This window comes from Micromonospora sp. WMMD1082 (assembly GCF_029626175.1).
Classification (GTDB): domain Bacteria; phylum Actinomycetota; class Actinomycetes; order Mycobacteriales; family Micromonosporaceae; genus Micromonospora.
In genome coordinates, this window is sequence record NZ_JARUBM010000002.1 from 1,962,676 (window position 1) to 1,974,671 (window position 11,996).

10 protein-coding genes and 1 pseudogene are annotated in these 11,996 nt (G+C 73.6%); 2 read left to right on the forward strand and 9 right to left on the reverse strand.

From position 1 onward, the window contains the following. Positions 1-104 precede the first annotated feature (104 nt). From O7615_RS09290 to O7615_RS09315, 6 genes and pseudogenes are all read right to left on the reverse strand, one after another. A complete protein-coding gene (locus tag O7615_RS09290; protein WP_278176967.1) occupies positions 105-1,580 on the reverse strand; it encodes a proton-conducting transporter membrane subunit in 1,476 nt (491 codons plus the stop codon). Positions 1,581-1,656: 76 nt separating this feature from the next. After that, on the reverse strand, positions 1,657-3,189 hold the full coding sequence (locus tag O7615_RS09295; protein WP_278176968.1) for an NADH-quinone oxidoreductase subunit M: 1,533 nt from the start codon (positions 3,187-3,189) through the stop codon (positions 1,657-1,659). Between the two features lie 49 nt (positions 3,190-3,238). Next, a complete protein-coding gene (locus tag O7615_RS09300) occupies positions 3,239-5,191 on the reverse strand; it encodes an NADH-quinone oxidoreductase subunit L (RefSeq protein ID WP_278176969.1) in 1,953 nt (650 codons plus the stop codon). Then, positions 5,188-5,595, reverse strand: coding sequence for an NADH-quinone oxidoreductase subunit NuoK (nuoK, locus tag O7615_RS09305; RefSeq protein WP_278176970.1), 408 nt, complete (start codon positions 5,593-5,595; stop codon positions 5,188-5,190). Before nuoK ends, O7615_RS09300 begins: the two co-directional genes overlap by 4 nt. Next, a complete protein-coding gene (locus tag O7615_RS09310; RefSeq protein ID WP_278176971.1) occupies positions 5,592-6,104 on the reverse strand; it encodes an NADH-quinone oxidoreductase subunit J in 513 nt (170 codons plus the stop codon). The genes nuoK and O7615_RS09310 overlap by 4 nt, the downstream gene beginning before the upstream one ends. A 206-nt stretch (positions 6,105-6,310) precedes the next feature. Beyond that, positions 6,311-6,919 (reverse strand): annotated as a pseudogene (locus tag O7615_RS09315) (NADH-quinone oxidoreductase subunit I); the annotation flags it as partial. A gap of 221 nt (positions 6,920-7,140) precedes the next feature. On the opposite strand from O7615_RS09315, the gene O7615_RS09320 reads away from it, so the two are divergent. After that, the gene (locus tag O7615_RS09320) at positions 7,141-8,187 is read left to right on the forward strand and encodes a glutathione S-transferase C-terminal domain-containing protein (protein WP_278176973.1); all 1,047 of its coding nucleotides are present in this window, start codon (positions 7,141-7,143) and stop codon (positions 8,185-8,187) included. Between the two features lie 73 nt (positions 8,188-8,260). Here the strand turns inward: O7615_RS09320 and O7615_RS09325 are convergent, their stop codons facing one another. Further along, a complete protein-coding gene (locus O7615_RS09325) occupies positions 8,261-9,223 on the reverse strand; it encodes a complex I subunit 1 family protein (RefSeq protein WP_278176974.1) in 963 nt (320 codons plus the stop codon). Beyond that, positions 9,223-9,936, reverse strand: a complete 714-nt coding sequence (locus O7615_RS09330; protein ID WP_278176975.1) for an NADH-quinone oxidoreductase subunit C — start codon at positions 9,934-9,936, stop codon at positions 9,223-9,225. The genes O7615_RS09325 and O7615_RS09330 overlap by 1 nt, the downstream gene beginning before the upstream one ends. A 218-nt stretch (positions 9,937-10,154) precedes the next feature. Between O7615_RS09330 and O7615_RS09335 the strand changes: the two genes are divergently transcribed. Further along, complete coding sequence (locus O7615_RS09335; RefSeq protein ID WP_278176976.1) at positions 10,155-11,201, forward strand: glucose 1-dehydrogenase; 1,047 nt, start codon at positions 10,155-10,157, stop codon at positions 11,199-11,201. 147 nt (positions 11,202-11,348) lie between these two features. On the opposite strand, the gene O7615_RS09340 is transcribed toward O7615_RS09335, so the two are convergent. After that, on the reverse strand, positions 11,349-11,978 hold the full coding sequence (locus O7615_RS09340; protein ID WP_278176977.1) for an NADH-quinone oxidoreductase subunit B: 630 nt from the start codon (positions 11,976-11,978) through the stop codon (positions 11,349-11,351). Positions 11,979-11,996 lie beyond the last annotated feature (18 nt).

An 11,996-nucleotide genomic window follows, 5' to 3' on the forward strand; every position in this document is an offset into this window, starting at 1 on the left:
GCTGACCGGTACAACACACCGGTACCCGCCAACCATCCGTCTCATGACTGAGAGTTACCTGAATGACAGTCAGGATCGGGAATCTCCGCCAGGAGTGACCGGGTTCAGCCTCCGGCCAGGTCGAGCACGACCTGCGGCGCGAAGCCGACGACCAGGGCGACCACCGTCGCCACCGCCAGCGCGGCGGCCACCGCGCGGGCCGGCCGCACGGCGGGGGCCGCGGCCTCACCGGCCGGGGCGTAGAGCAGCGCGGCGACCCGCAGGTAGTAGGCCAGGCCGATGACCGCGTTCACCGCCACCACCAGCGCCAGCCAGCCCGCGCCGCCGCCGAGCAGCGACCGGACCACCGTCACCTTGGCGAACAGTCCGGCGAGGCCGGGTGGCAGCCCGGCCAACCCGATCAGCGCGAACGCGAGGCCGGCACCGACCCACGGGTGCCGACGCGCCGCGCCGCGCAGGTCGTCCACGGTGCCGCCGTCCGCTCCCGCCGGGCGCAGGGCCACCACGCCGGCGAAGGCCGCCAGCTCCAGCAGCACGAAGAAGACGGCGTACGCGAGGGCGGCCGCGTACGCGGCGGTGCGGGCATCGCCGTCGGCGGCCAGGGCCAGCGCGCCGAGCGGGGCGAGGATGTAGCCGGCCTGGGCCACCGAGGACCAGGCCAACAGCCGCACGGTACGCCGCTGGCGCAGCGCCACCAGATTGCCCACGGTCATGGTGAGCGCGGCGACCAGGGCCAGCACCGGCCCGGTCACCTCGTGCGGCAGCGCATGCCGCACGACGGCCAGCAGGGCGATGACCCCACCGAGCTTCGACGCCGTCGACAGGTACGCGGCCACCGGCAGCGGCGCCCCGTCGTACGTGGCCGGCGCCCAGGCGTGGAACGGCACCGCCGCCACCTTGAACGCCAACCCCGCCACCACCAGCGTCACCGCGACCGTGGTCAGCGGCAGGTCGAGCAGCTCCGGCCGGCCGGACAGGAGGCTGCCCAGCCGTTCCAGGTGCAGCCCGCCGGTGACCGCGTAGAGCAGCGCGGCGCCGAGCAGGGTCAGCGTGGTGGCCACCACGCTGACCACGAAGAAGGTCACCGCCGCCTCGGCACCGGCCAGGTTGCCCCGGCGCAGCCCGACCAGGACGTACAGCGGCAGCGTGAGCACCTCCACCGCCACGATCAGGGTAATCAGGTCGCCGGCGGCGCCGAGCACCACGCCGCCGGTCATCGAGCAGGCGAGCAGGAAGCAGAACTCCCCCACCGGAATGCGCCCGGCCCGCAGCATCGGCCCGGACAGCGCCAGCACCCCGAGAACCAGCAGCGCCACCAGCGCGCCGACCAGGGCCGCCCGACCACCGAAGACGTACGAGCAGTCGGCGCCGACGCAGAACGTACGCCGCTCGGGCCCCGAACCGACCGCCGACGCCCCGACGGCGGTGGCGACCGCGCCGGTGGCCGCCACGGCCACGGTCGCCGCCGGACGGGCCAGCAGCAGGTCCACCAGGAGCACCAGCACCGCCGTCCCGGCGGCCAGGTACGCCGGCAGCAGCGCCACGTGGTCGACGCTCTGCACCAGGCTCGGCTCACTCATCGCAGCCCCTCGCTACGCTCGGCGCCGCGACGAGGCACCACCGCACCGAGCCCCATGATTCGCTCACCGCGTTCGCTCATGGCAGCACTCCTACCAGGGCGTCGACGGGGGCTTCGGCGACGCCCAGCACCAGGGTCGGCGCCAGCCCGACGGCCAGCGCGAGCAGCACCAGCGGCGCCCAGGCGATCAGCTCGGCTCCGGCCAGCCCCGGCGTGAGCGTGGCGACCGCCGAGGTCGGCCGGCCGTGCGTCACCCGCCGCAACAGCCGGAGCAGGTACGCCGCCGTCAGTGCCCCGCCGACCGCGGCCAGCACGGCCAGCGTGGTCCAGAGCGCGCCGCCGGCCTCGACGGCGGCCACCACGGCGAACGCCTCACCCCAGAAGCCGGCCAGCCCGGGCAGCCCCAGCGAGGCGACCGCCGCGAACGCGAGCAGTCCGGACAGGCGTGGCGCGGTCTCCCGCAGCCCGGACAGCTCGCTCAGGGCGCCGGTGTGTGCCCGGTCCTTGATCGCCCCGGCCAGGAAGAACAGCAGGCCGGTGATGATGCCGTGCGCGACGTTGCCGATCAGCGCCGCCTGGATGCCGGTGGCGGTCAGCGTGGCTACCCCGAGCAGCACGAAGCCCATGTGCCCCACGCTGGAGTACGCGATCAGCCGTTTCAGCTCGGTCTGCGCCAGGCAGACCAGCGAGCCGACCAGGATGGCGGCGACGGCGAGCACGCCGAGCACCGGTGCCGCCCAGCGGGCACCCTCGGGCGCCACCCCGACGGCGACCCGGATCAGGCCGTACGTGCCCATCTTGAGCAGCACCCCGGCGAGCAGCACGCTGCCGACCGTGGGTGCCTGGGTGTGCGCGTCGGGCAGCCAGGAGTGCAGCGGCCAGAGCGGGCTCTTCACCGCGAAGGCCAGCGCGAGCAGGGTGAACGCGACAAGTTGGGTGCTGCGGGACAGCCCGCTGTCCCCGGTCAGCGCGACGATGTCGGCGGTGCCGGCGGCGGCCACCACGACGTACACCCCGACCAGCAGCAGCACCGAGCCGAACAGGGTGTAGAGGGCGAACTTCCGGCCCGCCCGGCGCCGCGCGTCAACCGCCGCCGGGCCGGCGCCGTCACCACCCCAGCCAACGATGATCGCGTACATCGGCAGCAGGACGACCTCGAAGAAGAGGAAGAAGAGCACCAGGTCGAGGGCGAGGAAGGTGCCCAGGATGCCGACCTCGACCACCAGCAGCAGCGCCACCAGGGCCCGCCCGCTGCCGCCGGTCGGCACCCGCCAGAGGCTGTAGCCGCAGCAGAGCACCGTGAGCAGGGCGGTCAGCACCACCAGCGGCCAGGAGATGCCGTCCACCCCGAGGTGCAGGCGCAGATCCAACCCCGGCACCCAGGCCACGTCAACCGCGTGCCAGGGGCGCACGGCCGGCGGGGTCGGGCCGTAGGCCGTCCAGCCCGCGCCCCGGCCGGCCAGCAGGGCCACCGCCGCGACCAGGGTCAGCCCGGCGGCGACCGTGCCCACCAGCCGGGCCGCCCGGTCGCGGGGCGTCGCCGCCACCGCCAGCGCGCCGAGGGCCGGCACCGCGAGCACGGCGACCAGCAGGAACTCCCCGAACGTCATGCCACCACCCCGGTCCCCGTCACCGGCTCGCTCGCTGACGCTCGCCCGCTCATGTTGTGCCTCCGATCAGGGCGGCGGCCAGGCCGATCAGCAGCGCGCCAGCGAGCACCGCGGCGGCGGCGCGGGGCAGGGCCGCCCGGTGCAGGCCGTCCAGGCCGCCACCGAGGGCCCGGGCGGCCCGCCCGGTGCCGGTGACCGCGCCGTCCACCACCCGCTCGTCGGCCGCGCGCGCCAGCCGGCCCAGCGCGGTCGTCGGACGTACCAGCAGGGCGTGCTGGACGTCGTCGAGCCGGAACGCGCGGGCGAAGACCGGCCGCAGCGGACCCAGCGCGACCGCCGGATCGGCAGCGCGGTCCCGCCGCCATCCCGCCCAGGCCAGCCCGACCCCGACCAGCAGCAGCGCCAGCGGCAGCAGCACGGCCGGGGTGAGGTGGATCAGCCCTCCCAGCGGCATCAGGTCGGAGATCGCCTCGGGGTCGACCGGCCGGGTGCGTTGCAGTTGGGTGGAGAACCAGCCCGGGAAACCGGCCAGGCCGAGCAGGGCCGCCGGTACGGCCAGCGCCAGCACCGGCCAGCGGAGCACCGCGGGCGGGTCGTGCGGGTGGGCCAGCGGGATGCGGGTCGCGCCGAAGAAGGTCCGCAGCAGCAGCCGGGTGGCGTACCAGGCGGTGAGGACGACGCCGACCAGCCCGGCGAGCCAGACCAGCCAGCCCACCCAGGCGGGCGCCGGCCCGTCGCCGTGCAGCGCGGCGCCCTCGGCGGCGGCGAGGACGCCCTCCTTGCTCCAGAAACCGGACAGCGGCGGTACGCCGGCCAGCGCGCCGAGCCCGACCACGGTGCACCAGAAGGTGACCGGCATGCTGTGCCGCAGCCCGCCCATCCGGGACATCAGCGTGGTGCCGACGGCGTGGATCACCGCACCGGCGGCGAGGAAGAGCAGCGCCTTGAACGCGGCGTGGGTGAGCAGGTGGAACAGGGCGGCGGGCGGCGAGCCGACCGCGAGCGCCCCGGTCATGTAGCCGATCTGGGAGACCGTGGACCAGGCCAGCACCCGCTTGATGTCGTCCTGCGCGGTGGCCGCGAGCGCGCCGAGCAGCAGGGTGATCGAGGCCATCACGCCGAGCACGGCCAGCGCGATGGGGGTGGCCGCGAAGAGCGGCCCGAGCCGGGTGACCGCGTACACGCCGGCGGCGACCATGGTCGCGGCGTGGATCAGCGCGGAGATCGGGGTGGGGCCGGCCATCGCGTCGGGCAGCCAGGTGTGCAGCGGGAACTGGGCGCTCTTGCCGGCCACCCCGGCGAGCAGCAGCAGGCAGGCGGCGGTGAGCGTGCCGGTGCCGTGGTCGTGGGCGAGCACGTCGGCGATCCGGAAGCTGCCCGCCGAGACGCCGAGCAGGGCGATGCCCAGCAGGAAACCGACGTCGCCGACGCGGGTCACCAGGAACGCCTTCATGGCCGCGGCGGGCGCCTCCGGCAGCCGCCGGTCGTGGGCGATGAGCAGGTACGAGCAGAGCCCCATCACCTCCCAGCCGACCAGCAGCAGGATCAGGTCCCCGGAGACCACCACCAGCAGCATGGCGGCGGTGAAGAGACTGATCTGGGCCGCGTACGGCGGGTAGCGGTGGTCGACGTCCACGTCGTCGTGCGGCCCGCGCTTGAGGTAGCCGGTCGAGTAGACCTGCACGGCCAGCGCGACCGTGGTGACCGCGACGGCGACCAGCGCGGCGGCGCCGTCGAGGCGTACCCCGAGGGTGACGGTGAGCCCGCCCAGGTCGATCCAGGTGGTCGAGGACTCGGCCGGGCCGTCCAGGGTGACCAGCAGGGCCACCGCCAGGGCGAGCGCGCCCGTCGCGCCGGCCACCCCGAGGGCGATGGCCGCGCGGCGGGCGGTGTCCTGACCGGTGGTCGCGCCGCGCGGCGACGGTGGCAGCAGCAGGCCGGCCAGGCCGGCGGCCATCGGTACGAGCGGCAGCAGCGCGCCCAGCAGCGTCGCAGTGTTCACCGGTGGCCCTCCGGCTCGTCACCGGGGCCGGTCGAACCGGCGGCGATCGGGGCGGCGATGATCGGGGCGGCCGCGATCGGCACCGGCGCGTGGGCGGGGCGCTCGGCCAGCGGGATCTCGTCGACGGCGACGCTGGCCCGCATCCGGTAGAGCTGGAGCACGATCGCCAGCCCCACGCCGATCTCGGCGGCGGCCAGCACGATCACGAAGAGGGCGAAGACCTGCCCACCGTGTGGCAGCACCGCCCTCGCCGTGGTGTCGGCGGTGACCAGGATCAGGTTCACCGCGTTGAGCATCAACTCGACGGCCATCAGCACCAGCACCGCGTTGCGCCGGCGCAGCACGCCGTACACGCCGAGGCCGAAGAGGAGCGCGGCCGTGACGTACGGGATGACGGGTCTCACCGCGACCGCCCCCCGTCGCCGATGTCGGGGCGGGAGAGCACGATGGCGCCGACCAGCGCCGACAGCAGCAGCACCGAGAGCACCTCGAAGGGCAGCACCCAGCTGCTGAAGACCTGCTCACCGATGCGTTCGGCGCTGCCCGCCTCGGGCAGGTCCACCCTCGTCCAGCGGTACGCGTCGACCAGCAGTGCCGCCAGCCCGAGCCCCGCCCCGCCGCCGATCAGCGCGGCCGGCCATCCGGGGCGGTCCAGATCGTCCGAGGCGCCGATCGGCGCCCGGGTCAGCATCACGGCGAACAGCAGCAGCACCACCACCGCACCGACGTAGATCAGCACCTGCACCCAGGCGACCAGCTCGGCGGCGAGCACGAGGTACATGCCGGCCACGGCGCCGAGGCAGACCACCAGGTAGAGCCCGGCGCGGACCAGGTGCTTCGTCGCCACCACCAGCGCCGCCGAGCCGACCGCCACCGCGCCGAGGGCGAGCAGCAGCGCGTCCACCCCGGTCACGCGGGAGTGCCTTCGTCGTCGGCCGCCGGAGCGCCCGTACCGCCGGCCGTGGGCGGGTCACCGTCGCCGGCCGTGGGCGTGCCGCCGTCGCCGGTGCCGGATGTGCCACCGCCGGCCGGGGGAGCGCCATCGCCTGCGGCGGCGGGCGTGCCGTCACCCGCTGCGGTGGACGTGCCGTCGTCGGGGGCGGGTGTGCCGTCGCGGCGGGCGGCCGGGCGGGGGGCGGTACGGGGCTCGGGGCGTACCGCCGGGGCGGTCGGGCGGGCGGCGGGGGCGGCGGGAACCGCGGCCTTGCGCGCGGCGGCGGTCTCCTCCTTGGCCGGTTCGCCGTTCGGGTCGTGCGCGGGCGGCGGCGGCACGGTCGCCATCCACTCGCCCAGGTGATCCTTGTCGTGCAGCAGATCCTTGATGTCGTACTCGGCGTACTCGAACTCGGGGGACCAGTAGAGCGCGTCGAAGGGGCAGACCTCGATGCAGATGCCGCAGTACATGCAGAGCGAGAAGTCGATGTCGAACCGGTCGAGCACGTTGCGCTGGCGGGGGCGGGCGGCGCCGGGCACCGCCACCTCCTCCTTGTGCGAGTCGATGTAGATGCACCAGTCCGGACACTCGCGGGCGCAGAGCATGCAGACCGTGCAGTTCTCCTCCAGCAGCGCGATCACCCCGCGCGAGCGGGGCGGCAGATCGGGGGCGACGTCCGGGTACTGCCGGGTGGTGGAGCGCTTCGTCATCGTCTTGAGCGTGACCGCCAGCCCCTTGACCAGGCCGCTGCCGGGCAGGCCGGCCGGCTCGCTTCGCTCGCTCATGCCGAACATCCTGCCCTGTGGCCCGGGCGCGCGCGACCACCCCCCGGAGGTCGGTGGTAGTACCGTGACCATGGGAGAGAACGACACACCGGAAAGGACCCGTCAATGATCGCCGCGCTGCACGGCGACTATCCGGCACCGGGCGTGAGGCATCTCGACGCTGCCGGGCCGGTCGGCCGAAGATCCGCCATGATGGAGCCGAGGACGACTCGGCACACCTTGGGGGCGACATGGGCGAGGGCGACACGGGCAGCGGCGGAAAGTACGTCGAGCCGGGCGGCGAGTTCAACCGGGACCAGAACTACATCACCACCCGGATCACCGCCGACGGGCGGGACGGCTACCCGGTCGAGCCCGGACGGTACCGGCTGGCCGTGAGCCGGGCCTGCCCCTGGGCCAACCGATTGATCATCGTACGCCGGCTGCTCGGCCTGGAGGACGCGATCTCGATGGCCGTGGCCGGCCCGACCCACGACGCGCGGAGCTGGACCTTCGACCTCGACCCCGACGGGCGGGATCCGGTGCTCGGCATCGAGCGCATCCAGGAGGCGTACCTCGCCCGCTACCCGGACTACCCGCGCGGCATCACCGTGCCGGCGCTCGTGGATGTGCCGACCGGGCAGGTGGTGACCAACGACTACGCCCAGATGAGTCTGGACCTGTCCACCGAGTGGACCGAGTACCACCGTTCCGGGGCTCCGCAGCTGTATCCGGAACAGCTGCGCGCCGAGATCGACGAGGTCAACGCGGTGGTCTTCGCCGACGTCAACAACGGCGTCTACCGATGCGGCTTCGCGGGCAGCCAGGAGGCGTACGAGAAGGCGTACCACCGGTTGTTCGACCGGCTCGACTGGCTCCGTGAGCGGCTGGCCGGGCAGCGTTACCTGGTCGGCGAGACGATCACCGAGGCCGACGTGCGGCTGTTCACCACGCTGGTCCGCTTCGATGCGGTCTACCACGGCCACTTCAAGTGCAACCGGCAGAAACTGAGCGAGATGCCCGTGCTGTGGGCGTACGCCCGGGACCTGTTCCAGACTCCCGGCTTCGGCGACACGATCGACTACGACCACATCAAGCGGCACTACTACGAGGTGCACCGGGACATCAACCCGACCGCCGTGGTGCCCCTCGGCCCCGACCTGTCCAACTGGCTCACCCCGCACGACCGCGAGGCCCTCGGCAGCCGCCCCTTCGGCACCGGCACTCCCCCACCACCCCCACCCCCCACCGAGCGGGTACCCCCCACCCACACCCCCCTCCCGGCGTTGCCCAGTTGATCATGAGGTTAGCGGGCGGTTTAGAGATCAAATCGCCCGCTAACCTCATGATCAACGGAGGACTGGGGTGGGGTTAGAGGGTGGTGCGGAGGGTGGCGGTGAGGACCAACTGGGCCAGGGCGGTGGGGACCAGGACCAGCCAGCAGAGGCGTTGGAGCTGGTCCTCGCGGAGGCGGGGGTAGGAGACCCGGAGCCAGATGATCACGAAACTGACGGCGGCGACCTTGAGTAGCGTCCAGAGCCAGCCGAGCTGCGCGTCGGCGAACGGGCCCTGCCAGCCACCGAGGAAGAGCACGGTGGTGAGCGCGGCGATCACCACGATGCCGGCGTACTCGGCCAGCAGCAGGAACGCGAAGCGCAGGCCGGTGTACTCGGTCAGATAGCCGAAGACCAGCTCGGAGTCGGCCACCGGCATGTCGAACGGCGGGCGGCGGATCTCGGCCAGACCGGCGATGAAGAAGACCACCATCGCCGGGGCCTGCCAGATCAGCCACCACGGCTGCCACGCCTCGACGATGCCGGACAGGCTGAGCGTGCCGGCGGCCATCGCCACCGACGCGGCGGCCAGCACCAGCGGCAGTTCGTAGCCGAGCAGCTGGGCGGCGCCCCGCAGCCCACCGAGGAGGCTGTACTTGTTGGCGGAGGCCCAGGCCGACATGAGCACGGCCAGCACGCCCACGCCGACCACCGCCAGCACGAAGAACAGGCCGATGTCCAGCGGCTGCCCGACCAGGTCGTTCGGGCCGAGCGGGATCACCAGCAGGGCCAGCAGGTACGGCAACAGTGCCACCGCCGGTGCCAGCCGGAACACCGGCCGGTCCGCCGCGCGCGGGGTGACGTCCTCCTTCTGCACGAACTTCACCCCGTCGGCGATCAACTGTGCCCAGCCGTGGAACCCGCCCGCGTACATCGGCCCGAGCCGACCCTGCATGTGCGCCATCACCTTGTGTTCCGCCTGCCCCACCAGCAGCGGCAGCACGAGGAAGGCGGCCAACACCCCGCCGATCCGGATCACCAGCTCCAGCCAGAGCGGCATCAGGGCGTACCCCCCTCATCGGGTTCCGCACGCGGTGGCCGCGCGCCCGGTGCCGGGCGGGCGGGTCGCTCCCGGCCGGGGCGGGCCGGGGTGCCGCCGCGCGGGCCCTCCCCGACGCCACCGGCTCCCGCCGGGGTCGGGGTGGTCCCCCACTCCCCCGGTGCCGGTACGCCCGGCGGCCGGATCGGCCGCCGCCCACCGCCGGCCTGCGACTCGCCCGGTTCCTTCGCCCCCGGCCATGGCTTGGCCACCCGCGAGGCGAGCACGAACTCCTTGCGTAGCGGATGACCCTCGAACTCCGGCGGCAGCAGCAGTGGTCGCAGGTCGGCGTGCCCGGCGAAGTCGATGCCGAACATCTCGTGGGTCTCCCGCTCGTGCCAGGCGGCGCCCGGGTAGACCGCCACCACCGAGTCGACCGTCGGCGTCTCCCGGGGCAGCCGGGCCCGCAGCAGTACGCCGTGCCGATGCCGGATGGACCAGAGGTGGGCCACCACGTCGAAGCCCTCGGCCACCTCGTCGACGGCCGAGAGCCAGTCGAAGTAGTCGCAGGCCAGGTCGGTGTCGTCCCGAGCGGCCAGCAGTGCCGCCCGCCAGGCGTGCGCGGGCACGTCGACGGTGGCGCGGGCATGCACCTGACCGCCGGAGACCGTCGCGGTCGCCTCGACGGGCGCGAGCAACGCGACGAGCCGCTCGCCGACCTCTTCCGGTGTCATGTCGCTGATCCTATGGCCTGCCGCCTGGATCACGTCGAGCCGAGACGGGGCCCGGGTGGCGGGTCCGGCGGGCGTCCACGGTGGCCGGCACGGCCGGCAGAGACCGGGGAGACGGGCCGGGGGCCGTGGGCCACCGACCGCGCCCGCCCCGGTACGCGGCCGGGTGACGATCCCGGCTTTGCCGGTGGCGGCCCACCGCTGACCACCAGGATGGACCCGTGCGCGCTGTGACTGTCATCCCCGGAGTGCCCGGCTCGCTGCGGCTGCTCGACGACTACCCGGAGCCGGCCCACGAGGAGGGCCCGATCCTGGTGGAGGCCGTCTCGGTCGGCGTCTGCGGGACCGATATCGAGATCATCGAGGGGCAGTACGGCGAGGCACCGCCCGGCAGCGACACCCTGGTGCTCGGGCACGAGTCGCTGGGCCGGGTGCTGGAGGACCCCACCGGCACGCTGCAAGCCGGTGACCTGGTGGCCGGGATCGTCCGGCATCCCGATCCGATGCCCTGCCCGAACTGCGCCATCGGCGAGTGGGACATGTGCCGCAACGGCATGTTCACCGAGCACGGCATCAAGGCCCTGCCGGGCTTCGCCCGCGAGCGGTGGCGGCTGCAACCGCGTTTCGCGGTGGGGCTCGATCCGACCCTGGCCGAGGTCGGCATGCTGCTCGAACCGACCAGCGTGATGATCAAGGCGTGGGACCACGTCGACCGGATCGGCCAGCGGGCGGAGTGGCAGCCGCGCACGGCGCTGATCACCGGTGCCGGGCCGATCGGCCTGCTCGGCGCGCTGTTGGCCAGCCAGCGTGGACTCTCCGTGCACGTGCTCGACCTGGCGACCGAGGGCCCGAAGCCCGCGCTGGCCGGCGCGCTCGGCGCGACGTACCACTCCGGACCGCTCGATCAGCTCGACCTCGAACCGGACGTCATCGTCGAGTGCACCGGCGCACCGGTGGTCGTCCTGGAGGCCATGTGCAAGGTTGGTCCCAACGGGATCGTCTGCCTGGCCGGCGTCTCCAGCGGCGGCCGGACGATCGACTTCGACGCGGGAGCGCTCAACCGCACCCTCGTCCTGGAGAACAACGTCGTCTTCGGCTCGGTGAACGCCAACCGGCGGCACTGGGAGGGCGCCGCCGAGGCGCTGTCCAAGGCCGACCACGCCTGGCTCGGCTCGCTGATCACCCGCCGGGTGCCGCTGGCCGAGTACGCCGCCGCCTACTCACCCGGCCCGCACGACATCAAGGTGGTCCTCGACTTCGCCGCGTGACCCGCCCACCCCGGTCACCGCCTCCCGGTCCGGGTCTCCGGTCACGAGATGCGGCATGTACGGCTTTCCCACCGGCGAGATAGCCCGAGTTACCGCAGGTCGTGAACGCCCCGCCGACCCGTCCCCGGCACCGCAGGGCGGTCGGGGTCAGGCTCCGGCGGTCGGCGGGCGTACGGGCGGGGCGGTGAGCGAGTCGGCGGACCGCGGCGGAACGCCGCGACCGGTCGCGGCGTCGGCCGGTACCGCGTCGACCGGCGAGACGTCGAGTGGTGCGGCGTCGATCGGCGGGGCGAGCAGGTCGGTGCGGGGCACGCCACCGATGCCGGACTGCTCGGCCGCGATCTTCTCCTGTAGGCGGAGGATGCCGTGCAGTAGTGCCTCCGGCCGGGGCGGGCAGCCGGGCACGTAGACGTCGACCGGGATCAGCTGGTCGACGCCCTTGGTCACCGAGTACGAGTCCCAGTACGGGCCGCCGCAGTTGGAGCAGGCGCCGAACGAGATGACGTACTTCGGCTCGGGCATCTGGTCGTAGAGCCGCTTGATCGCCGGGGCCATCTTGTCGGTGACCGTGCCGGAGACCACCATCAGGTCGGCCTGGCGGGGCCCGTGCGCGAACGGGATCACCCCGAGCCGCATGAAGTCGTGCCGGGACATGCTGGTCGCGATGAACTCGATCGCGCAGCAGGCCAGCCCGAAGTTGAAGACCCAGAGCGAGTAACGCCGGCCCCAGTTGAGCACGAACCGGATCGGCTCGCCGAGCACCGCAGGCAGCTGCACGACCGCTCCCCTTCCCGT

Coding starts and splice junctions, on each gene's coding strand:
- O7615_RS09290 (WP_278176967.1), bottom strand. CDS start 1,580: ATGAGTGAGCCGAGCCTGGTGCAGAGCGTCGACCACGTGGCGCTGCTG.
- O7615_RS09295 (WP_278176968.1), bottom strand. CDS start 3,189: ATGACGTTCGGGGAGTTCCTGCTGGTCGCCGTGCTCGCGGTGCCGGCC.
- O7615_RS09320 (WP_278176973.1), top strand. CDS start 7,141: ATGGGCGAGGGCGACACGGGCAGCGGCGGAAAGTACGTCGAGCCGGGC.
- O7615_RS09325 (WP_278176974.1), bottom strand. CDS start 9,223: ATGCCGCTCTGGCTGGAGCTGGTGATCCGGATCGGCGGGGTGTTGGCC.
- O7615_RS09330 (WP_278176975.1), bottom strand. CDS start 9,936: ATGACACCGGAAGAGGTCGGCGAGCGGCTCGTCGCGTTGCTCGCGCCC.